We start from the raw sequence: 22093 nt of genomic DNA, 5'->3' as shown, positions 1-22093 counted from the left end.
CATGCCGAAATGACCTCATGCCCCCGTGAGGGTTAGGAGGCTATCGAGCCATTGACGGTTCCGCTCAATCCCCGCGTGTCGGTGACCGGCGAAGACCCGCTTCGCCCCCGATGGGCGGCAGATCGTCGTACGTCCGGACCTCCGCGTCATCGTCCACATACGGGGCGAACTCCTCCTGCGGCAGCACCCGGCCCTCCGCGCGGAAGATCCGCCGCGCCTCCGACCGCACCGCGCCGTCCGCGGCGGCCCGCGTCACCCACGCCTCCGGATCGGGCCCGAGGATCCGCCGCAGCGCGGCCGACCCGGCCAGCAGCGCGGCGAGCAGCGCCGGTTGCGGCCCGGCGGGGCGCGGTCCGCCGTCCGGCCCCGCCAGCACGCCGTGCCGGCTCACGTACAGGTACGCGCCGCTCAGCCGCTCCCCGGACGGCAGCGTCATGGGGAACCGGTCGCCGGGCAGCAGGACGCGGTGGTAGTGGGCCTCCGTGGCGTCCACGACCGCCAGTTGCGCGGCGTCCAGCCACCCCGCCACGAGCGTCACTTCGGAGTGCGGGTCGGTGAACGGCGCGGCGGCCACGTAACCCGGCGTACCGATGTGCGCCGAGCTGCCCACACGGATGCCGCGCAGGCGTACCGGGACCATCGGCACGGCCGCGGGGACTTCGCGCCGGGTGAGCTTGTACGAGACCTGCGCGGGGCAGGCGTTGGAGCCGACGGCGAGGACGGGGTGGCGCTGCCCGGCGGGCGGCAGACCGCGGGCCCGCAGTACGTCGTCGAGGGTGCGGTCCGGGTCCGGGCCGAGCCGCCAGCCGCCGACCCGGTGCGGGCCGGGGACCGCGGTGAGCGGCAGCAGCGTCCCGCCGTCCAGCAGCACGGGCGCCGTCACCGGCCGCCCCGGATACGTCAGCGGCTCCAGGGCCGGAACGGGGCCGAGCCCCGGCGCACCCGTGGGCAGCACTACGCGTCCCGTTTCTTCAGGAAGAGATACCCGGCGATCAGCGCGGCGATGACCCAGAGGGCCATGATGCCGAGCCCGCCCCACGGGCCGTACGGGACGTCGTCGCCGGTGGTCACCACCTTCATGACCTTCTGGCCCGCCTGGTCGGGGAGGTACCGGCCGAGCTTCCGGGTGGCCGAGACGGCGCCGAGGATGTTGGAGATCAGGAAGAAGAACGGCATCAGGATGCCCAGCGAGAGCATCGGACTGCGCAGCACCGCGGCCACGCCCATGGAGAACAGCGTGATCAGCGTCATGTAGAGCGCGCCGCCGAAGACCGCGCGCAGCACGCCCGGGTCGCCGAGCCCCACCCGGAGGTCGGGGCCCAGCAGGGACTGGCCCACGGAGAAGGCCACGAAGCTGGTCACCAGGGACACGACGAACGCGAGCAGGGTGGCCACCGCGATCTTGCTGAAGAGGAAGGTGCCGCGCTGCGGCACGGCGGCCAGCGAGGTGCGGATCATGCCGGTGCTGTACTCGCCTCCGACCACCAGCACCCCGAAGACGATCATCGCGAGCTGGCCCAGGCCCATCCCGGCGAAGGCCGTGCTGGTGGCGTCGAAGGTGAGCCGCTCGCGGACCGGCATGGACTCGAAGTCGTTCTTGACGAGCAGACAGATCGCCGCGCCCATGACGACCGTGACGACCACGGCGATGCCCAGCGTCCACACCGTGGAGCGCACCGACCTGATCTTGGTCCATTCCGAGGTGAGGACCTGCGAGGCCACTGCCATCGTCAGCGCCCCTTCTTCCGCTGCCAGTCGGCACCCCAGGCCTCGGCAGGCTGGGGCGGCGGTGGCGGGGCCGCGTCCGGACCGGGAGCCGGTCCCGCCGGTACGGCCGGACCCGCCGTGTCCGAGTGCGCGTGGTACTCCACCGACTCCGCGGTGAGCTGCATGAACGCCTCCTCCAGTGACGCCTGTTGCGGACTGAGTTCGTGCAGCACGAGGCCGTGCCCGGCGGCCAGCTCGCCCAGGTCCCCGGCGCTCACCCCGTCGATCTCCAGCGCGCCGTCCGCGGCCGGTACGGCGGTGTGCCCGGCCGCCGCGAGCACGTCCCGCAGCCGCTCGTGCTCCGGGGAGCGCATCCGGACGTAACTCCGCGAATTGCGCCGGATGAACTCGGCCATGGAGGTGTCGGCGAGCAGCCGGCCCTGCCCGATGACGACGAGGTGGTCAGCGGTCAGCGCCATCTCGCTCATCAGGTGCGAGGAGACGAAGACCGTACGGCCCTGGGCGGCCAGACTCTTCATGAGATTGCGGATCCAGTGGATGCCCTCGGGGTCGAGACCGTTGACCGGCTCGTCGAACATCAGGATGCGCGGATCGCCGAGCAGCGCGGCGGCGATGCCGAGCCGCTGCCCCATGCCCATCGAGAACCCCTTGGCCCGCTTCTTGGCGACGGCCGTCAGCCCCACGGTGTCCAGCGCCTGATGGACGCGGGCACGCGGAATGCCGTTGCTCTGCGCCAGGCAGAGGAGGTGGTGGTACGCGCTGCGCCCGCCGTGCATGGCCTTGGCGTCGAGCAGCGCACCGATGTACTTGAGCGGGTCGCGCAGCTGGCGGTAGTGCCGGCCGTCGATCCGGACCGTCCCGGCGGTGGGGTTGTCCAGGTCGAGCATCATCCGCATGGTGGTGGACTTCCCGGCCCCGTTGGGCCCGAGAAACCCGGTGATGATCCCGGGCCGCACGGCAAAGGTCAGCCCGTCAACAGCAAGCTTCTCCCCGTACCGCTTGGTCAGCCCCTCAATCTCGATCATGCGGCCACGGTAGGCGCGCCGGCGCGCCTCCGCCCCCTGGACACACCCAATCAAGCCCGTCCGGACCTGTGAGCACGACCGGCCAAATCAAGCCCGTCCGGCGATTGAGGACGAGCGGCCGCCAGGCCGCGATACGCACCCGCACGCACGACCGCCCCGCACCACACAACGCGGCGCGGGGCGGACGGAGCGAACGGATCGGCTCGGCGCCGCGTTAGCGACCCTGCTGGGCCGGCACACCCCGGGACGACTCCTCCTCGCCCGGCGTACCCGCCGCAGCCACCGCCGCACCGGTCAACGTCGCGAGCATCTCGCGCACGTTGGTGAGCTGCGCGTTGATGGAGTCGCGACGGTTCGTCAGCGCCGCCAGCTCGCGCTCGGATTCGCTGCGGATACGGTCCGCCTTCGCGTTCGCGTCGGCCACGATGTCCTCGGCCTGGCGCTGCGCGGTCTCCACCGTCTGGCGGGCCCGGCGCTCCGCGTCCGTACGCAGCTTCTCGGCCTCCAGGCGGAGCTGCTCGGCGCGGTGCTCGATCTCCGCGAGCCGCTTCTCGGCCTTGGCCTGGCGCGAGGCGAGGTCCCGCTCGGACTGCTCGCGGCGCTTGGCGAGGTTGGTCTCGAAGTCGGCCGCGGCCTGGGCGGCCTTCGCGCGGGTCTCCTCGAAGAGGGAGTCCGCCTCCTCGCGCTTTGACTGCGCGTCCTTCTGCGCGTCGGCCCGCAGCGTCTGCGCCTCGCCCTTGGCCTTCTCGACGATCCGGGCGCCCTCGTCCTCCGCCTTGGCCTTGCGGTCGGCGGCGAACGCCTCGGCGTCGTTACGGACCTGCTGCGCGGCCGACTCGGCCAGCTCGCGGTGCTGCTCGGCGGCCCGGCGCGCTTCCTCGCGCAGATCCTTGGCCTCCTCCTCGGCGAGACGGAGGATCTTCTCGACCCGGGCACCGAGGCCCGCGTAGGACGGCTCGGCGTCGTTGACCTGGGCCTGGGCATTCTGCGTTTCGAGGTGCAGCTCCTCGATGCGCTTTTCCAGCGAGGTGATACGCGCAAGCGCGCTGTCGCGGTCGGCGACGAGCTTCGTAATGCGGTCGTCGACCTGACCGCGGTCGTACCCACGCCGCACGAGCTCGAAACCGAAGGGGGAGGAAGTGTCGCTCATGGGGTTCCTGTCGAAAGAGACCGGTGAGGTGATAAGGGGAATCCTAGGGGCCCGAGCGGCGTGTCATCGAGTCATTGACCGTTTGAAGTGGAGAATGAACCCTCATTTGAGTGGCTAAGCATCAGACTGCTTGCCACCCGAACGAGTTGCTCCCGCGCCCGCCGCGGCCTTGACGCCCCCCGAACCGGAACCCTGCCCCGAGCCGCCCTTGCCGCCGCCCGAGCCACCCGGTCCCTCGAACGACTCCAGCGCCTCCAGCACGTCCTGGACCCGCGAGATCTCGGTGTTGATGTCCTCCCGACGGCGGACCAGCACCTCCAGCTCGCGCTTCCCGTCGTCCACGATCCGCTGGGCCTCCTGCTCGGCCTCCGTACGCAGCGCCTCCGCCTCCCGTACGGCCTGCGCCTTCTTCTGCTCGGCCTCCTTGATCAGCCCCTCGGCCTTCTTCACCGCCGCGATGCGGACCTTGCTGGCCTCGCTGCTCGCGTCCGAGAGCATCTCCTTGGCCTTCTCCTCGGCCTCCACCCGCTGCGCCTCGGCCTGCGCGAGGAGCTTGTCCACCCGCTCGCCGGCGTTCTTCATCGCCTCGGCCGACTCCCGGCGGGCCCGGTCGTGCAGCTCCTCGACCTCGGCCTCGATGCGGGCCCGCAGCTCCTCGGCGCGCTCCCGGATCGCGGTCGCGTCCCCGCGTGCCTCGCTGAGCAGCGTGTCGGCGTCCGTACGGGACTTCTCCACCCGTGCGTTGCCGTCGGCGGTGGCCTCCGCGACGATCCGCTCGGCCTCCTTGCGGGCCACGCCGACCATCGTGTCGGCCTGCTCCTCGGCGGCGGTGGCGGCCTTCAGCGCCTCCTCCTGCGCCCTGGCGATCAGCTGGTCGGCCTGCTCGGCGGCGTCCGCGCGGCGCTTGGCCGCGTCCTTGCGCGCCTCGTCCAGCGTGCGCTCGGCCTCCTCCAGCGCCTCGTTGCGGAACCGCTCGGCCTCGGCCTCGGCGTCCGCCTTGACCTGGTCGGCCTCGTTACGGGTGCGCTGCGCGTGCTGCTGCGCGGAGGTAACCGTTTCGGCCGCCTCGCTGCGCATCCGGTCCGCGTCCGCCGTCGCCTCGGCGAGCATCCGGTCGGCCTGCTCGCGGGCGTCGGCCCGGGTGCGGTCCGCCTCCCGCTCCGCCGTCGCGGTGGCCTCCGCCGCCTCCGTACGCAGCCGCTCGGCCTCCGTACCGGCCTCGGAGATCAGGCTGTCGGCCTGCTCGGCGGCGTCGGCGCGGCGCTTTGCCGCGTCCTTGCGCGCCTCGTCCGCGGTCCGGTCCGCCTCCGCGCGGGCGTTCTCCAGCGCCTCGGCGGCCTCGGCGCGGAGCTGCTCGGCCTGCGCCGTGGCGTCCGCGACGAGCCGCTCGGCGTGCTCGGCGGCCTCGGCCCGCAGCCGGTCGGCGGTCTCCTGGCCCTCCCGGACGGCGCGGTCGGCGTCCGCCTGGGCCGAAGAGGTCAGCTCGGTCGCCTCGTTGACGATCCGTTCGGCCTCCGTGCGGGCCTCGGCGATCAGCCGGTCCGCCTGCTCGGCGGCCTCGGTCCGCATCCGGTTGGCGTCCTCGCGCGCCTCGGCACGGGCCCGGGCGGCGTCCTGCTCGGCGGCGGCCAGCGCGTCCGAGGCGTTCGTCCGCAGCTGCTGCGCCTTCTCCGTGGCGTCCGCGACCAGCTTCTCGGCCTGCGCGGTGGCCTCCGTCAGCAGCTCGTCCGCCTGCTCGGCGGCCTCGCTGCGGCGCTTGTTGGCGGCCTCGCGCGCCTCGTCCAGCGTGCGGTCGGCCTCCGCGCGCAGCCGCTCGGCCTCGGCGCCCGCCTCGGCCACCGTCCGTTCGGCCTCCTGCGTGGCCTCGGCCAGCAGCTCGTCGGCCTGCTCGGCGGCGTCCGCGCGGCGCTTGTCCGCGGCCTGCCGCGCCTCGTCCAGCGCGCCCCGCGCCTCCGTGCGCAGCCGCTCCGCCTCGGCGATCGCCTCCGAAACCGTGCGCTCCGCCAGCGACTTGGCGGCCTCGGCCTCCGTCTGCGCGTCCTGCCGGATACGGCCGGCGTCCTGCGAAGCGCGCTCGCGCTCGTCGTACGCGTCGGAGCGGAGCCGGTCCGCCTCCTGCTGCGCGTCCTCCTTCGTACGCTCCGCCGCGTGCTCGGCGGCGGACCGCAGCCCGGCGATCTCCTCCTCGGCCTGCTCGTGCAGCCCGGCGACCGCGTCGCGTACCTGCTGCGCGGTCTGCTCGGCGGTGGCCACCAGCTCCTCGGCGCGCCGGTCCGCCTCCTCGACCAGCCGCTCGGCCTCGGCCTGCGCCTCCGCCACCCGGTTACGGGCCGCGGCCAGCAGCTCATCGCTCTGCTCGCGGGCCGCCGTGCGCTCCTGGTGGGCCTCCTCGCGGGCCTCGCCCAGCTCCTGGTCGGCCTCCCGGCGGCGGCGCGCGGCCTCCTCCTGCGCCGCGGCCAGCGCCTCGGCGGCCTCCGCGCCCGTACGCTCGGCCGCCGCAGCGGCCTCCGCGCGCACCCGGTCGGCGGTCTCCTGCGCCTCCGACTTCAGCCGCTCGGCCTCGGCGGCCGCCTCCGCGGTCAGCCGCGTGGCGGCGGCCTCGGCCTCGGCCCGCGCCTCGGCGGCGTCCGAGGCGGCCTCGGCACGCAGCCGCTCGGCCTCCTCCTCGGCCTGCTGCTCCTTCTCCCGGCGCCGCTCGGCGGACTCCGCCTTCAGGCGGGCGGTCTCCTCCTGGGCCTCCTTGCGGAGCCGCTCGGCCTCCTCGCGGGCCTCGCGCAGCGCCGTCTCGGCCGCGGCGACCCGCTCCTCCGCCTCGCTGTGCAGCCGGTCCAGCTCAGCCTGGGCCAGCTCGCGCCGCTCGTCCGCGCTGCGCTCGGCCTCGGCCCGCAGCTCGGTGGCGGCCTCCTCGGCCTCGGCACGGGTCGCGGCCGCTGCCTCCTCGGCCGCGGCGTGCAGGTCCTCGGCCTCGCTGCGCGCCTGCTCCAGCGCCTCCTCGGCCTGCGCGCGGAGCTGCGCGGCGCGCTCGGCGGCCTCGGCGCGCAGCCGCTCGCTGTCCGCCGTCGCGCCCGAACGGGTCTCCTCCGCGTCGGACTTGGCCTTGGCCAGCAGCTCCTCGGCGGTGGCCGCGGCCTCCTCGATCTGCTGCACGGCCTCGCGGCGGGCCTCGCCGCGGATCCGCTCGCCCTCGTCGACCGCCTCGGTCCGCAGCTGCTCGGCCTCGCCGCGCAGCCGGCGCGCCTCCTCCTGCAGCTCGACGGTCTTGGCGCGGTACTCCTTGGTGTCGTCCTTGGCGGCGCCCTTGAGCTGCTGGGCGGTCTCGTGCGCCTCCTCGCGCAGCCGGTCCGCCTCGGCCTCGGCCTCCTTGCGGATCCGCTCGGCCTCCTCGGCGGCGGCCCGGGTGGTGGCCTTGGCGTCCTCCGACGCCTTGCTCACCATCTCCTCGGCGGACCGCGCGGCCTTCGCGAGCTGCGCGGCGGAGTCCTCGGCGGCCTTCGCGCGGGCCGCCTCCTGGGCCTCCGCGACCAGCCGCTCGGCCTCGGCCTTGGCGTCCGCGCGCAGCTGCTCGGCCTCGGCCTTCAGCGCCTCGGCCTCCTTGGTGGCCTCGCCGACCAGCCGGGCGATCTCCTGCTTGGCCGTACGGGTGCGCTGCTCGTTCTCCGACTCCGTCGCCGACAGCCGCTTGGCGGCGCTCGCCTCGGCCTCCTCGACCAGCTTGTCGGCCCGGGCGCGCGCCTCGCGCAGCGCCGTGTCGGCCTCCTGCAGCCGCTCCTCGGCGGTGCGGGTCAGCTCGGCGCTGCGCCGGCGGGCCTCCTCGGACTCCCCGGCCGTCGACGTACGGAGCTGCTCGGCCTGGTCGGTGGCCTCCTGGGCCTGCGTGGACGCGGCGTTCAGCAGCCGCTCGGCGTCCGTACGGGCGCGGCGCAGGATCGCGTCGGCCTCCGCGCGGGCCTGCTCGGCCTCGGCGCCCAGCCGCTCGCGGGCCTGCTCGGCCAGCCGCTGTGCCTCGGCGCGCGCCTGCGACAGCGCCTGCTCGGCCTCGGCTCTGGACTCGTCCATGAGCCGGCGGGCCTGGGCCTCGGTACGGGAGCGCAGTTGCTCGGCCCAGGCGACGTTCTCGTTGACGTGGCTCTCGACGGTCGCCCGGCGCTCGTTGAGCTCCTCGTCCAGCCGCCGGCGGCGCTCCACCGCCTCGGTGTGCAGCTCGGCTTCGAGCCGGGACTGGCGCTCGGCCTGCTCCTGCAGCAGCCGCTGGGTCTGGGCCCGGGCCTCGCGCAGCTCGCGCTCGGCGTCCGCGCGGAGCTGGTCGGCCTGCACCTGGGCGTTGCGCAGCAGTTGTTCGGCCTGGGCGCTGACGTTGTCGTACGCCGGGCGCGTCATGAGGGTACGGCGTGCCTCGTGGAGCTTGGCACGCAGAACTTCGACCTGATAGCCGAGGTCGTCGGCATGCTGGACGGCCTTGTCCCGCTCCGTCTTCAGCCGCTCCATCTCGGCCTCGAACTGCGAGAGGTGATCGTCAGCCTCGTAGCGGTCGTTGCCCCGCACTGCGCGGTCCCATCCGTCCCCTGGTCATGGTGGCGGCCGGCTCCGTCGTGCGTGGAGCTGACCCTTCCGAAGAAATGGTGTCAGATCATCGGCGGAGATTGGACCGAGCCCCGATCCGGACCCCGGCCGAAGCAGCACTCTACCGGCCGGGGAACGTGAAGGTCAGTGCTCCTGGGAGGCCGTGACCAGTTCGGTCAGCACACCATGGCAGTCCTTGGGGTGCAGGAAGGTGATCCGGGAGCCCATCGAACCGGTACGCGGCTCGTCGTAGAGCACTCGCACACCCTTCCCGCGGATGTCAGCGGCATCACCGTCCACATCGGCCGTGCCGAAGGCGATGTGGTGCACCCCCTCACCGTTCTTCTCCAGCCACTTGCCCACGGCCGAATCCTGCCGGGTCGGCTCCAGCAGCTGAAGGTACGAAGCGCCGCCGTCCGACGTATCGTTGATCTTCAGCATGGCCTCCCGTACGCCCTGCTCTTCGTTGACCTCCGAGTGGAACACCTCGAAGCCGTATGTCGCCCGGTAGAACTCGACGGTCTTGTCGAGGTCGAAGCAGGCGATCCCGATGTGGTCGATTCGCGTCAGCATGGTTCCAGTGCACCGCTCGCACGCATGATTACGCAACGTGCGCGCGATCACACCGACAGCCCGGTGACCCGGCCGGTACCGCTCAGTACATTGAGGAAAACCCTCGTTAACTTCCCTGCACAGGAAGGCCGCGCTGATGTCCTCATCGAACGGCAGCACCACCTCCGTGATCGTCGCGGGGGCCCGTACTCCCATGGGACGCCTCCTGGGGTCCCTGAAGTCCTTCTCCGGCGCCGACCTCGGAGGCTTCGCCATCAAGGCGGCACTGGACCGGGCCGGCATCGGCGGCGACCAGGTGCAGTACGTGATCATGGGCCAGGTCCTGCAGGCCGGCGCGGGCCAGATCCCCGCCCGCCAGGCGGCCGTGAAGGCGGGCATCCCGATGAACGTCCCGGCCCTGACCGTCAACAAGGTCTGTCTCTCCGGCCTGGACGCCATCGCGCTGGCCGACCAGCTCATCCGCGCGGGCGAGTTCGACGTGATCGTGGCCGGCGGCCAGGAGTCCATGACCAACGCCCCGCACCTCCTCCCGAAGTCCCGCGGCGGCTACAAGTACGGCGCCGTGGAGATGCTCGACGCCATGGCGCACGACGGGCTCACCGACTCCTTCGAGAACGTCGCGATGGGCGAGTCCACCGAGAAGCACAACACCCGCCTGGGCATCAAGCGCCCCGAGCAGGACGAGATCGCCGCGCGCTCCCACCAGCGCGCCGCCGCCGCCCAGAAGAACGGCCTGTTCGAGGCGGAGATCACCCCCATCGAGATCCCGCAGCGCAAGGGCGAGGCGGTCGTTTTCAGCCAGGACGAGGGCATCCGCGGCGAGACCACCGCCGAGTCGCTGGGCAAGCTGCGCCCGGCGTTCGCCAAGGACGGCACGATCACCGCCGGCAGCGCCTCGCAGATCTCCGACGGCGCCGCCGCCGTGGTCGTGATGAGCAAGGCCAAGGCCGAGGAGCTGGGCCTGGAGTGGATCGCGGAGATCGGCGCGCACGGCAATGTCGCGGGCCCGGACAACTCCCTGCAGTCCCAGCCCAGCAACGCGATCAACCACGCCCTCGGCAAGGAGGGCCTGAAGGTCGCCGACCTCGATCTCATCGAGATCAACGAGGCGTTCGCCGCGGTCGCCGTGCAGTCCATGAAGGACCTCGGGGTTTCGCCGGAAAAGGTGAACGTCAACGGCGGCGCCATCGCGCTCGGCCACCCGATCGGCATGTCCGGCGCCCGCATCGTCCTGCACCTCGCGCTGGAGCTGAAGCGGCGCGGCGGCGGCGTGGGCGCGGCCGCCCTGTGCGGCGGTGGCGGCCAGGGCGACGCGCTCATCGTGCGCGTGCCGGGCAAGTGACGGGTACCCGTACGGGAAGATCGAGAACGGAGCGCTGAGCAATGGCAGACGTCCCCATGCTGGTCGAGCAGGCCCGCGAGGGCCGGCCGCGCGCGGTGGCCCGGCTGATCTCGCTGGTGGAGGGGGCCTCGCCACAGCTGCGCGAGGTGATGGCCGCACTGGCGCCGCTGACGGGTCAGGCGTACGTCGTGGGCCTCACCGGCTCGCCGGGCGTGGGCAAGTCGACGTCCACCTCCGCGCTGGTCAGCGCGTACCGGAAGATCGGGAAGCGGGTCGGCGTCCTGGCCGTCGACCCGTCCTCCCCGTTCTCCGGCGGCGCGCTGCTCGGCGACCGGGTCCGGATGAGCGAGCACGCCTCCGACCCCGGTGTCTACATCCGCTCCATGGCCACCCGCGGCCACCTCGGCGGCCTCGCCTGGGCGGCGCCGCAGGCCATCCGCGTACTGGACGCGGCGGGCTGCGACGTGATCCTGGTCGAGACCGTGGGCGTCGGCCAGTCCGAGGTGGAGATCGCCTCGCAGGCGGACACCAGCATGGTGCTGCTGGCCCCCGGCATGGGCGACGGCATCCAGGCCGCCAAGGCGGGCATCCTGGAGATCGGCGACGTCTACGTCGTCAACAAGGCGGACCGGGACGGCGCGGACGCCACGGCCCGTGAGCTGAACCACATGCTGGGCCTGGGGGAGTCCCGTGCGCCCGGCGACTGGCGGCCGCCCATCGTCAAGACCGTCGCCGCCCGCGGCGAGGGCATCGACGAGGTCGTCGAGGCGCTGGAGAAGCACCGCGCCTGGATGGACGAGCACGGCGTACTCGCCGAGCGGCGCGCGTCCCGGGCCGCCCGCGAGGTCGAGACGATCGCCGTCACGACCCTCCGCGAACGCATCGGCGACCTGCACGGCGACCGCCGGCTGGGCGCCCTGGCCGACCGCATCCTGGCCGGCACGCTCGACCCGTACACCGCCGCCGACGAACTGGTGGCGGGCCTGACGGAAAAGGGCTGACGGAAAAGGCCTGACGGAACGGGCCCGACGCGACAAGAGCCGACCGGCTCCCCGGGGGGCGGGGAGCCGGTCGGCCTGGCGGGCGGCGGGGGGCGCCGCCGGTCTCGGGAAGGTCAGTCGTCCTGGGAAACGTCAGTCGTCGTCGCCGTCGTGGTCGTCGTCGCTGTGGTCGTCATGGTCGTCGTCCGACGCCGCCTTGCTGACCGCACCGCTGCCCGGGTCGACGGTCACGTGGTGCTCGGCGCCGTCCTTGGTGACCGTCTCGGCCTCCCAGACGAGCTTCTTGCCGTGGTCCGGGCCGTCCAGCTCGACCGAGACGACCGTGCCGTGCGCGGCGGCCTTCTCGGCGGCCTGAGCGATGTCCACGGAGGCGTCGTTCAGCACGGAGCGGACCCGGTTCTTGCCCTCGTCGCCGTCGTCGTCCTGGTCGACGTGCTGACCGCGCACCTCTGCCTTGTCGGCGCCCACGGTGATGTCGTGCCACTTGCCGTCCTTGCCCAGCACGTTCACGTCCCAGGCGACACCGGACTCGTCGTCGTCCAGGTCGACCTCGGTGACGGTGCCCGGCACGGCCTTCAGCGCGGCGGCCGCCGCCTGCTGCGCGGTGACCGAGGCGCCCTTCGCCTCCCGGACGTCGTCGCCGTCGCGGTCGTCGTCCTGACCCTGTGCGTTCGCGTCCGACGCCACACCGCCGGCCTGCTGGCCCTGCGCCGGCGACGAGCTCGATGCCGATGCCGTCCCGTCCTCGTTACCGATCGCGACAGCGGTCGCGGTGCCGCCGGCAATCAGGGCGGCCGCGGCGACGGTGGCGATGACGACATTGCGCTTCATGGTGAAGCCTCCAAAACGGGTTGCTGTTCGGCAGGATCACCCGGGGGCCGGGGGTCTCCCGGAGGGGGCCGGGGGTGGCCCCCAAGTGATGCCCTCACACTGCCGACCCGATCCTGAAGCCACCCTGAAGGAGCCTGAAGCCGTCTTCAGGAAACCCACCTGAAGCCGCCTTCAGCAAGCCGATGGCACCCTTGTCGCATGCGCCTGTTGATCGTGGAGGACGAGAAGCGGCTGGCCCGTTCCCTCGCCGCCGGCCTGACCGCCGAGGGATACGCCGTGGACGTCGTGCACGACGGCCTGGAAGGCCTGCACATGGCGAGCGAGGGCGCGTACGACCTCCTCGTCCTGGACATCATGCTGCCCGGCATGAACGGCTACCGCGTCTGCGGAGCCCTCCGTGCAGCCGGCAACGACGTGCCCATCCTCATGCTCACCGCCAAGGACGGCGAGTACGACGAGGCCGAGGGCCTGGACACCGGCGCCGACGACTACCTCACCAAGCCCTTCAGCTACGTCGTGCTGGTCGCCCGCGTGAAGGCGCTGCTGCGCCGCCGCGGCCGCACCGCGCTGCCCGTACTGACCGTAGGCACCCTCACCATCGACCAGGGCGCCCGCACCGTGCGCCGCGCCGACGAGGACGTGCCGCTGACCACCAAGGAGTTCGCCGTCCTGGAACAGCTCGCGCTGCGGGCCGGCGAGGTGGTCTCCAAGTCCGACATACTCGAACACGTCTGGGACTTCGCGTACGAGGGCGACCCGAACATCGTCGAGGTGTACGTGAGCGCCCTGCGCCGCAAGCTCGGCGCGGCCACGATCCAGACCGTGCGCGGCGCCGGGTACCGGATGGTGCCCGGTGTTTAAGGCCATGGGCTCCGTACGGGCCAGAGCGGCCGCGGGCGCCACGGCCGTGGTCGCCGTCTCCCTCATCGCGGTCGGCATAGCGGTCCTGCTGGTGCTGCGGACGAACCTGGCGGCCCAGGCCGACCTGCACGCCGAGGTCTCGGCCCGCGAGGTCGCCGCCGGGATCGCCACCGGCACGGCCTACCGGGACCTCGATCTGCCGGATGCCGACGAACACCCCGTGCTCGTCGACGACGAGCACGGCCGCGTGCTGGCGGCCAGTGAGGACCTCCAGGCCGTCGACGGCACGAAGGTCTCCCTGGGGGTGGCCGGCAACGGCCGCCACGACGACGATGACGACGACCGCGACACCCCCCGCCCCGGGGAGGTGGACGACGACGTCGACCTCTCCGACGGCACGGCCGACGTCGAGGGCAAGCGTGCCGACTACCGCTGGGCCGAGGTGGACGCCACCGACACCCAGGGCCGCACGGTGACCGTCATGGCCGGCACCCCGCTCGCCGCCGAGCAGGAGACCATCGGCTCGGTGCGGAACGCCATGCTCATCGGCCTGCCCCTGCTGCTCCTGGTCGTCGCGGGCGTCACCTGGCTGGTCACCCGGCGCGCGCTGCGCCCCGTCGAGGGCATCCGCAGCGAGATGGCCGCCATCACCGCCAGTACGGACCTGTCCCGGCGGGTACCGGAGCCCGCCTCCCGCGACGAGATCGCCCGGCTGGCCCGGACCACCAACGAGACGCTGGCAGCCCTGGAGGCGTCCGTCGAGCGCCAGCGCCGCTTCATCGCGGACGCCTCGCACGAGCTGCGCAGCCCCATCGCCAGCCTGCGCACCCAGCTGGAGGTCGCCCAGGCGCACCCCGAGCTGCTGGACCTGCCGGGCGCGGTGGAGGACACCGTACGGCTCCAGCACCTGGCCGCCGACCTGCTGCTGCTGGCCCGCCTGGACGCGGGGGAGCGGCCCAAGGACACCCGGATCGACCTGGGCGCGCTGGCCCGCGAGGAGCTCTCGCAGCGGGTCACCGACCGGCTGCCGGTGCGCGCCGGGGAGCTGCCGAGCGTGGAGGTGTCCGGCTCGCGCGGCCAGCTCAGCCGGATCCTGGGCAACCTCGTCGACAACGCGCAGCGGCACGCCCGTTCGCGGGTCACGGTGGACGTGCGCCGGGACGGCCGGTGGGCGGTGCTGCGGGTGGACGACGACGGTCCCGGCGTGGCCGAGGCCGACCGGGAGCGGATCTTCGAGCGGTTCGTACGGCTCGACGACGCGCGCAGCCGGGACGAGGGCGGCGCGGGCCTGGGCCTCGCCATCGCCCGGGACATCGCCGAACGGCACGGCGGCACGCTGGCCGTGCACGAGGGCGCGGCCTTCGAACTGCGGCTGCCGGTGGCTCCGGACAGCCGGGACAGCCGGGACAGCCGGGACTGACGGCCCCGGCGGTGCCGCGCGGGTGCGGCGTGTTCCCCCACCCGCGTCCCGCGCGACGTCCGGCCGGTCAGTGCGCCGGGCCCGTACTCGGATCAGTACTTGTCAGTACTTGCCGCGGTGCCCCCGCAGGTGATCCGCCACCGGCGTCAGCGAGGCACGCAGCGCGGCCAGGTCGTCCGCCGAGAACAGGTCGATGAAGTGCTTGCGCACGGAGGCCACGTGGTGCGGCGCGACCCGGCGCATGGTGTCCCAGCCCTCGTCGGTGAGGACCGCGTACAGCCCGCGCCGGTCGGACTCGCAGCTCTCGCGGCGCACCAGCCCGGCGTTCTCCATGCGGGTGATCTGGTGCGAGAGCCGGCTCTTGGACTGGAGCGTGGAGGCCGCGAGGTCGCTCATGCGCATTCTGCGCTCCTCGGCCTCGGAGAGGTTCACCAGGATCTCGTAGTCGTTGTAGGTCAGCCCGAACGGCTGGAGATCCCGCTCCAGCTGGTGCGTCAGCAGCCTGCTGACGTCGAGATGGGTGCGCCAGGCACGCTGCTCCTGGTCGGTCAGCCAGGGGGTGTCACTGTCGGTCGTCATGAATGAATTCTACCCGTGAAAGTTGAATGGTAAATTAGTCATGCCCCGTGATCGTGGCCTCACCGAGCCCTTTCCGCCGGGGGTCAGTCCAGCGGGCGGGGCTCAGACGTTCGAGGTCACCCTCCGCAGACTACCGCTCACAGCCCGAAGCGGCGCTGGAGCCCCCCGAGCGATCCCGGCAGCTGCGGCATTTGTGAGCCACCGGCTTGACCAGCGGACCCGCCCGGTACCCCGGGTTCCGCCGGCACCGTCCCCGTCGCCGCCTCCGGCATCAGCTGCTCGGTCGACTGCAGCAGCACCGTGCCGGCCCCGACGAACTCGAACTGGTGCTCCTCGCCCGAGACCCCGCCGATACCGGTGTGCGCCCGCAGGCCCCCGAGGAAGCCGCGCAGATACTGGTGATCGTAGTGATGGCACGGCGAGGGGCAGTCCGCCCAGCCCACCAGCGCCTGCGGATCGACCCGGATCGGCGGCTCCGCGAAGACCACCGGCCCGTTGGAGGCCGCGACGAATTTCCCGGTGCCGATGAGCGTCGAAAAGCCCGGCACGATCGACTGCTTCAGCGACAGGGATGGCTGAAAAGCGAGCAGGTTCCCCGAGCGGATCGTGAGATTGCCCTCCTCCAGGTCGTAAGAATTCACATCGAACGCCCGGTCCGCCAGCAGCATTTTGCCCCGCCCCTGCGCGACCACCCAGTCCGCGGCGTGCAGCGGCGAATGAAAACTGGTCCTGATGAGCCGGTCCAGCGCCCCGTGCCCGATTCCCTGGAAATCGATCTGCCCGAAATAGGCGATCATCTTTCCCTTCTGCAGGAACCACTGCCCGTCCAGCTCCACACTGAAGGCATACGGATTGACGTTGTCATCCGCGGGCAGCGAATGCACATCGTGAATGACGGGACCGCTCACAGTTTTTCCTCCGACGCCTGTACGTACACCGTGCCCTGGCCCGACAGTTCGAGTTGGAATGCCTCGCCCGAGCCGCGGCCGACCATCTCCCGCCAGCCGAGGGCCGTGGAGAGCTTGTTGCGGACGTTGCCGCGGTGGGCGACGTATGCCTGCGGGTCGACGTGGACCGGGCGGTCCTGGCGGATGGGGAGTTCGATCACGCCGCCGTGCGCCATCACCGCCACCGAGCCGTGGCCTTCGAGGGTCGTCGTGAAGAGGCCCTGGCCGGTGACCTGGCCGCGGACCATGCCCATCACGCCGCCCTGCGCGCCCATGAACATCGTGCCCTGGCGCAGCGTGCCGTCGAACGCCAGCAGCCGGTCGGCCTCGACGTAGAGGGTGTCGCCGGTCAGGTCGACTACGTGGACGTGGTGGCCGCCGTGGCCGAACATCACGGAGCCGCTGCCCTCGACGGTCATCAGCGGGGTCGCCTCGTTCGCGATCCGCCGGCCGATCATGGAGCCGATGCCGCCCTGGCCGCCCTGCATGTTGGGGGTGAAGCTGACCTCGCCCTGGTACGCGAGCATCGCGCCGCGCTGGCTGAACAGCCGCTGACCGGGTGCGACCTCGGCCCTGACCATGCGCGAGTTGAGGACCGTGAACGGCATCAGACCTCACCGCCGATGGTGTTGCGCTCGCTGGGCTGTACGTACACCAGGCCCTCGCCCTCGAAGCGGATCTGGAAGGCCTCGCCCGAGCCCTCCCCTATGAACGTGCGGAAGTTCACACCGGACTGGAAGTGCTGCCGCAGGTCGCCGGTGTGCGCGACGTACGCGCCCGGGTCGACCTGGAGCGGGGCGTCCCGCGTCACCCGCAGTACCACCGCCGGGCCGTCCGAGGTGAGCGCGGCCTGGCCGGTGCCCTCCACGGTCGTGGTGAACAGCCCGTTGCCCTGCGAGGCGCCGCGCAGTCCGGTGAAGGTGGTGCCCGTGCGCAGCGCGGCGTCCGTGCACAGCAGGTTGCTGGCCTCGACGTACAGCTTCTCGCCGTGCAGGTTCACCAGATTGATCTCGCTCGCGCGGTCCGCGAAATAGCAGGTGCCCTCGCCCTTCACCTCCATCATTTCCATCTGTTCCCCGGTCAGCCGCCGGGTCACCATGCCGCGCAGGCCCTCGCCCCCGCCGCTCATCTTCTTGAACGCCATCCGGCCGTCGTACGCGACCATCGCACCGTTCTTCGCCTTCACGGCATCGCCGGTCATGTCGACGGCGAGCACCTTGCTCCCCTGGAGCCGAAACTGAGCCACGGCACCAGACCGTAGTCCGCCGCGGCGCCGGAGGGCAGGGGACCGGGCGGGGACCGGCCGGGTGGCGGGGGCCGGATGGCGGGGCCCGGCCAAGGGTCCGGTGACAGGCCCGGCGGCGGGGGACCGCCGCGCGGCTGTCACAATGGAGCGGTGCTTGTGAATGTAGGCACAAGCTAAAGGCTGCACCCACCCCACCCGAACGAGGTTCCCGTGGACATCAAGACCGCTTCCGCCCTGCGCCGGCTCCGCCTGGTCTCCGCCCCCGAGGCCGTTTCCTTCCTGCTGCTGCTGATCTGCTCGGTCCTGAAGCGGACCACGGAGTTCAACGCGGTGCCGGTCATGGGCGCGATCCACGGCGTGCTGTTCATCCTGTACGTGATCTTCTGGCTGGACGCCTGGAACCGTACGAAGTGGTCGTTCGGCACCGCCGCGCTCTACTTCATCCTCTCCGTCCTGCCCACCGGCGGCTTCTTCGCCGAGCGGAAGCTGAAGCGCGAGGCCGAGGCGTCCGTCATCGCCGCCCGCGCGCGCAAGGAGAAGGAAGGCGTCGTGGGAGGGGCCGGCGCATGATCGTCGCATTCTCGGTGAGCCCGCTCGGCGTGGGCGAGGACGTCGGGGAGTACGTCGCCGACGCGGTACGGGTCGTCCGCGAGTCCGGGCTGCCCAACCGTACGGACGCCATGTTCACCTCCATCGAGGGCGAGTGGGACGAGGTCATGGACGTCGTCAAGCGCGCGGTCGCCGCGGTCGAAGAGCGTGCGGGCCGGGTCTCGCTCGTCCTCAAGGCCGACATCCGGCAGGGCGTGACCGACGGGCTGACCTCGAAGGTGGACACGGTCGAGCGGCATCTCGCGGAGAAGCGGGACTGACGGCCGGTGGGCGCGGGCGTGGCCGGTGACACACCGTCCGCGCCCGTTCTCTGAGACGGGGCTGACCACCATATGGGCGACCGGTAGGGTCGGATACGTGCCGAAGCCGCTCAGTCTCCCCTTCGATCCCATCGCCCGCGCCGATGAGCTGTGGCAGCGCCGGTGGGGGGCCGTCCCGGCGATGGCGGCGATCACCTCGATCATGCGGGCTCAGCAGATCCTGCTGGGCGAGGTGGACGCCGTGGTCAAGCCGTACGGCCTCACCTTCGCGCGTTACGAAGCCCTGGTGCTGCTGACCTTCTCGCAGGCCGGCGAGTTGCCGATGTCCAAGATCGGCGAACGCCTGATGGTGCATCCCACCTCGGTCACCAACACCGTCGACCGGCTGGTGAAGTCGGGTCTGGTGGCCAAGCGCCCGAACCCGAACGACGGGCGCGGCACGCTCGCGTCCATCACGGACAAGGGGCGCGAGGTGTGCGACGCGGCGACCCAGGACCTGATGGCGATGGACTTCGGGCTCGGCGCGTACGACGCCGAGGAGTGCCAGGAGATCTTCGCCCTGCTGCGCCCGCTGCGGGTGGCGGCGGCGGACTTCACGGACGAGTAAGAAGCCCGTGAATAAGGGGTCGTTAAGGGCCCCGCCGGGCGAGGGGGCGGCGAAGATCGCCCCCGCTCGTACGGTTACGCTCGTGGGCATGAAACGAAGCGTGCTGACCCGCTACCGGACGATGGCGTACGTGACGGGCGTGCTGCTGGTCCTGCTGACCCTCGGCGTGATCGCCAAGTACCTGCTGCACATCGACGGTGCGGCCGGCTTCACCAGCGTCGTCGGCATCGCCCACGGCTGGCTGTACGTCGTGTACCTGGTCTTCGCCTTCGACATGGGCTCCAAGGCCAAGATGCCGATCGGGAAACTGCTGTGGGTGCTGATCGCCGGCACGATCCCCACCGCCGCCTTCTTCGTCGAGCGCAAGGTCTCGCGCGAGCTGGAGCCGCTGATCACGGGCGACGCGGCCGCGCAGACCGCCAAGGTCTGACGCCCGCATGAGCGAGCCGTACGCCGACCACCACGACCACCCGCTGGTCGTGGCCGCGCGGCGGCTCGCCGCCGACACCCTCGCCCCGGCCGCCGAGCGCGCCGACCGCGAGGGTGTGGATCCGGCCACGATCGCCGCGGTCAAGGCGTCGGGCGTGCTCGGCGCCACCGGCCCGGCCGCGTACGGCGGGGCCGCGGCGCCCGCCCCCGTCGTCCGGGAGATCGTCGAGATCCTCGCCGGGGCCTGCTGCGCCACCTTCTTCGTCCAGGCGCAGCACCACACGCCGGTCGCGCTCCTCGCCGCCGCCCCCGAGGGCACACCCGTCCGTGAGCAGCTCTTGCGCCCGCTGTGCGACGGGACGCTGCTGGCCGGCATCGCCTTCTCCCATCTGCGGGCCTTCCCGAAGCTGCCGGTGCGCGTCACCCGGGAGCACTCGGGGTGGCGCTTCGACGGCCGGGTGCCCTGGTACACCGGCTGGGGCCTGAACGACGTCCTGCTGCTCGGCGGCGCCACCGAGGGCGGCGAGGTCGTCTTCGGTGTCGTCGAGGCCCGTGAGCAGCCCGGTCTGCGCGCCACGGAGCCGCTGGAGCTGGCCGCGCTCTCCGGGACCCGCACGGTCGGCCTGGAGCTGGACGGGCTGGTGCTGCCCGACGGCGCGGTGGCCCTCCGGCAGCCGTACGAGGAGTGGGCGGCGGCCGACCGGCCGAAGAACACCAACGTCAACCCGGCGGTACTGGGCGTCACCCGTGCCGCGCTGGACCTCCTGGACGCCTCGGGCGACGAGGCCGCGGCACGGACCGCCGGCGTGCTGCGCGAGCGGCTGGCGGCGGTCCGCAAGGACGCGTACGCGCTGCTGGACGAGGTACCGGCGCAGGAGCGCATCCCCGACCGACTGGCGGCCAAGATGCGCGCGTACGACGTACTGCGTGCGGCGACCACTGCCGCTGTCGTGGCGGGCGGGGGCCGGGCCGTGGGTCTGGACAGCCCGGCGCAGCGGCTGGCCCGTGAGGGCATGTTCCTGCTGGTCCAGGGCCAGACGGCGGACGTCAGGGACGCGCATCTGGCGGCCCTGCGCGGCTGACGTACCCGCTGCCGGAGGGGGCGCGGCGGACCGCCCTGCACAAGTACTAGGGCGTCCTAGTACTTACATTTACTAGGACGTCCAAGTAAATTGGTGGCATGGACGCTCACGCGATCGAAGAGGGCCGCCGCCGCTGGCAGGCCCGGTACGACTCCGCACGCAAGCGCGACGCGGACTTCAGTACCCTCTCGGGCGACCCGGTCGACCCGGTCTACGGCCCCCGCCCCGGCGACGCCTACGAAGGCTTCGAGCGGATCGGCTGGCCCGGCGAGTACCCCTTCACGCGCGGCCTGTACCCGACCGGCTACCGGGGCCGGACCTGGACCATCCGCCAGTTCGCGGGCTTCGGCAACGCCGAGCAGACGAACGAGCGGTACAAGATGATCCTCAAGGCGGGCGGCGGCGGCCTGTCCGTCGCCTTCGACATGCCGACCCTGATGGGCCGCGACTCCGACGACCCGCGCTCGCTCGGCGAGGTCGGCCACTGCGGCGTCGCCATCGACTCCGCCGCCGACATGGAGGTCCTCTTCAAGGACATCCCGCTCGGCGACGTCACGACCTCGATGACGATCAGCGGCCCGGCCGTCCCGGTCTTCTGCATGTACCTGGTCGCCGCCGAGCGCCAGGGCGTCGACCCCGGCGTCCTCAACGGCACGCTCCAGACCGACATCTTCAAGGAGTACATCGCGCAGAAGGAGTGGCTCTTCCAACCGGAGCCGCATCTGCGCCTGATCGGCGACCTGATGGAGCACTGCGCGCGCTCCATCCCGGACTACAAGCCGCTCTCGGTCTCCGGGTACCACATCCGCGAGGCGGGCTCGACGGCCGCGCAGGAGCTGGCGTACACCCTCGCCGACGGGTTCGGGTACGTGGAGCTGGGGCTGTCCCGCGGCCTCGACGTGAACACGTTCGCGCCCGGCCTGTCCTTCTTCTTCGACGCGCATCTCGACTTCTTCGAGGAGATCGCCAAGTTCCGCGCCGCGCGCCGGATCTGGGCCCGCTGGATGCGCGATGTGTACGGCGCGACCAGCGAGAAGGCGCAGTGGCTGCGGTTCCACACACAGACCGCGGGCGTCTCGCTGACCGCCCAGCAGCCGTACAACAACGTCGTACGGACCGCGGTCGAGGCCCTGGCCGCCGTCCTCGGCGGCACCAACTCGCTGCACACCAACGCGCTGGACGAGACCCTCGCCCTGCCCAGCGAGCAGGCCGCCGAGATCGCGCTGCGCACGCAGCAGGTGCTGATGGAGGAGACCGGCGTCGCCAACGTCGCGGACCCGCTGGGCGGTTCGTGGTACATCGAGCAGCTCACCGACCGGATCGAGGCGGACGCCGAGAAGATCTTCGACCGGATCAAGGAGCGCGGCGCCCGCGCCGTCCCCGATGGGCAGCACCTGATCGGCCCGATGACCTCCGGCATCCTGCGCGGCATCGAGGACGGCTGGTTCACCGGCGAGATCGCCGAGTCCGCCTTCCAGTACCAGCAGGCGCTGGAGAAGGGCGACAAGAAGGTCGTCGGCGTCAACTGCCACCACGGCTCGGTCACCGGCGATCTGGAGATCCTGCGGGTCAGCCACGAGGTCGAGCGCGAGCAGGTGCGCATCCTCGGCGGCCGCAAGGCGGCCCGCGACGACGCGGCGGTGCGCACCGCGCTGGACGGCATGCTGGCCGCGGCCCGCGACGGCCGCAACATGATCGAGCCCATGCTCGAAGCGGTCCGCGCGGAGGCCACCCTCGGCGAGATCTGCGACGCGCTCCGGGACGAGTGGGGCGTGTACACGGAGCCCGCGGGCTTCTAGAACTGCCTCCGGGCAGACAACGGAATCCGTGGCGTTCTTCCGGA

The 22093-nt window shown here is 72.1% G+C and carries 21 protein-coding genes; 10 read left to right on the top strand and 11 right to left on the bottom strand.

Going from position 1 to position 22093, the window contains the following annotated elements; genetic code table 11:
- Positions 1 to 64: 64 nt before the first annotated feature.
- From IF04_RS0118545 to mce, 6 genes are all read right to left on the bottom strand, one after another.
- The gene (locus tag IF04_RS0118545; RefSeq protein WP_051831355.1) at positions 65 to 955 is read right to left on the bottom strand and encodes a hypothetical protein; all 891 of its coding nucleotides are present in this window, start codon (positions 953 to 955) and stop codon (positions 65 to 67) included.
- Positions 955 to 1728 carry an ABC transporter permease gene (locus IF04_RS0118540; RefSeq protein ID WP_030258465.1) on the bottom strand — a complete coding sequence of 258 codons (774 nt, stop codon included), beginning with the start codon at positions 1726 to 1728 and terminating at the stop codon, positions 955 to 957. The genes IF04_RS0118545 and IF04_RS0118540 overlap by 1 nt, the downstream gene beginning before the upstream one ends.
- Positions 1729 to 1730: 2 nt before the next feature.
- Positions 1731 to 2753 carry an ABC transporter ATP-binding protein gene (locus tag IF04_RS0118535; protein ID WP_037959881.1) on the bottom strand — a complete coding sequence of 341 codons (1023 nt, stop codon included), beginning with the start codon at positions 2751 to 2753 and terminating at the stop codon, positions 1731 to 1733.
- 214 nt (positions 2754 to 2967) lie between these two features.
- Complete coding sequence (locus IF04_RS0118530; protein ID WP_030258459.1) at positions 2968 to 3903, bottom strand: coiled-coil domain-containing protein; 936 nt, start codon at positions 3901 to 3903, stop codon at positions 2968 to 2970.
- Positions 3904 to 4017: 114 nt separating this feature from the next.
- The gene (scy, locus tag IF04_RS0118525) at positions 4018 to 8445 is read right to left on the bottom strand and encodes a polarized growth protein Scy (protein ID WP_037959878.1); all 4428 of its coding nucleotides are present in this window, start codon (positions 8443 to 8445) and stop codon (positions 4018 to 4020) included.
- 162 nt (positions 8446 to 8607) lie between these two features.
- Positions 8608 to 9036 (bottom strand): methylmalonyl-CoA epimerase, encoded by a 429-nt coding sequence (gene mce / locus IF04_RS0118520; protein WP_030258452.1) that lies wholly within the window; start codon positions 9034 to 9036, stop codon positions 8608 to 8610.
- Between the two features lie 136 nt (positions 9037 to 9172).
- Between mce and IF04_RS0118515 the strand changes: the two genes are divergently transcribed.
- Both IF04_RS0118515 and meaB read left to right on the top strand, forming a co-directional pair.
- The gene (locus IF04_RS0118515; RefSeq protein ID WP_030258448.1) at positions 9173 to 10378 is read left to right on the top strand and encodes an acetyl-CoA C-acetyltransferase; all 1206 of its coding nucleotides are present in this window, start codon (positions 9173 to 9175) and stop codon (positions 10376 to 10378) included.
- A gap of 41 nt (positions 10379 to 10419) precedes the next feature.
- Entirely contained in the window at positions 10420 to 11379 is a 960-nt protein-coding gene (meaB, locus tag IF04_RS0118510) for a methylmalonyl Co-A mutase-associated GTPase MeaB (protein ID WP_030258443.1), read from the top strand.
- Between the two features lie 132 nt (positions 11380 to 11511).
- Here the strand turns inward: meaB and IF04_RS0118505 are convergent, their stop codons facing one another.
- Entirely contained in the window at positions 11512 to 12210 is a 699-nt protein-coding gene (locus IF04_RS0118505) for a PepSY domain-containing protein (RefSeq protein ID WP_030258441.1), read from the bottom strand.
- A 198-nt stretch (positions 12211 to 12408) separates the two neighbouring features.
- On the opposite strand from IF04_RS0118505, the gene IF04_RS0118500 reads away from it, so the two are divergent.
- Together IF04_RS0118500 and IF04_RS0118495 are read left to right on the top strand one after the other, a co-directional pair.
- The gene (locus IF04_RS0118500) at positions 12409 to 13071 is read left to right on the top strand and encodes a response regulator transcription factor (RefSeq protein WP_030258438.1); all 663 of its coding nucleotides are present in this window, start codon (positions 12409 to 12411) and stop codon (positions 13069 to 13071) included.
- A 4-nt stretch (positions 13072 to 13075) separates the two neighbouring features.
- The gene (locus tag IF04_RS0118495) at positions 13076 to 14491 is read left to right on the top strand and encodes a sensor histidine kinase (RefSeq protein ID WP_051831354.1); all 1416 of its coding nucleotides are present in this window, start codon (positions 13076 to 13078) and stop codon (positions 14489 to 14491) included.
- A gap of 102 nt (positions 14492 to 14593) precedes the next feature.
- Here IF04_RS0118495 and IF04_RS0118490 read toward each other — a convergent pair whose 3' ends face one another.
- The 4 genes from IF04_RS0118490 to IF04_RS0118475 form a co-directional block, all read right to left on the bottom strand.
- On the bottom strand, positions 14594 to 15070 hold the full coding sequence (locus IF04_RS0118490) for a MarR family winged helix-turn-helix transcriptional regulator (protein WP_030258432.1): 477 nt from the start codon (positions 15068 to 15070) through the stop codon (positions 14594 to 14596).
- Between the two features lie 137 nt (positions 15071 to 15207).
- Positions 15208 to 15978, bottom strand: coding sequence for an AIM24 family protein (locus tag IF04_RS0118485; RefSeq protein WP_030258430.1), 771 nt, complete (start codon positions 15976 to 15978; stop codon positions 15208 to 15210).
- A complete protein-coding gene (locus tag IF04_RS0118480; RefSeq protein WP_030258428.1) occupies positions 15975 to 16625 on the bottom strand; it encodes an AIM24 family protein in 651 nt (216 codons plus the stop codon). Before IF04_RS0118480 ends, IF04_RS0118485 begins: the two co-directional genes overlap by 4 nt.
- Entirely contained in the window at positions 16625 to 17263 is a 639-nt protein-coding gene (locus IF04_RS0118475) for an AIM24 family protein (RefSeq protein WP_037959875.1), read from the bottom strand. The genes IF04_RS0118480 and IF04_RS0118475 overlap by 1 nt, the downstream gene beginning before the upstream one ends.
- 210 nt (positions 17264 to 17473) lie before the next feature.
- Here IF04_RS0118475 and IF04_RS0118470 point away from each other — a divergent pair, with 210 nt between their 5' ends.
- The 6 genes from IF04_RS0118470 to icmA all read left to right on the top strand — a co-directional run bounded on the left by IF04_RS0118470 (position 17474) and on the right by icmA (position 22049).
- A complete protein-coding gene (locus tag IF04_RS0118470) occupies positions 17474 to 17833 on the top strand; it encodes a DUF3817 domain-containing protein (RefSeq protein ID WP_030258423.1) in 360 nt (119 codons plus the stop codon).
- Positions 17830 to 18132, top strand: coding sequence for an MTH1187 family thiamine-binding protein (locus tag IF04_RS0118465; RefSeq protein WP_030258420.1), 303 nt, complete (start codon positions 17830 to 17832; stop codon positions 18130 to 18132). Before IF04_RS0118470 ends, IF04_RS0118465 begins: the two co-directional genes overlap by 4 nt.
- 97 nt (positions 18133 to 18229) lie before the next feature.
- Entirely contained in the window at positions 18230 to 18739 is a 510-nt protein-coding gene (locus IF04_RS0118460; protein ID WP_030258416.1) for a MarR family winged helix-turn-helix transcriptional regulator, read from the top strand.
- A gap of 88 nt (positions 18740 to 18827) precedes the next feature.
- Positions 18828 to 19169, top strand: coding sequence for a DUF3817 domain-containing protein (locus tag IF04_RS0118455; protein ID WP_078600481.1), 342 nt, complete (start codon positions 18828 to 18830; stop codon positions 19167 to 19169).
- A gap of 7 nt (positions 19170 to 19176) precedes the next feature.
- On the top strand, positions 19177 to 20250 hold the full coding sequence (locus IF04_RS0118450) for an acyl-CoA dehydrogenase family protein (RefSeq protein WP_030258409.1): 1074 nt from the start codon (positions 19177 to 19179) through the stop codon (positions 20248 to 20250).
- 98 nt (positions 20251 to 20348) lie between these two features.
- Entirely contained in the window at positions 20349 to 22049 is a 1701-nt protein-coding gene (gene icmA, locus IF04_RS0118445) for a coenzyme B12-dependent isobutyryl-CoA mutase large subunit (protein ID WP_030258407.1), read from the top strand.
- The last annotated feature ends 44 nt before the right edge of the window (positions 22050 to 22093 follow it).

It is taken from the genome of Streptomyces violens (assembly GCF_000717745.1).
Classification (GTDB): Bacteria; Actinomycetota; Actinomycetes; order Streptomycetales; family Streptomycetaceae; genus Streptomyces; species Streptomyces violens.
The sequence above is the reverse complement of the archived record's forward strand: the minus strand, read 5'-3'. Positions and strand labels throughout refer to the sequence as shown.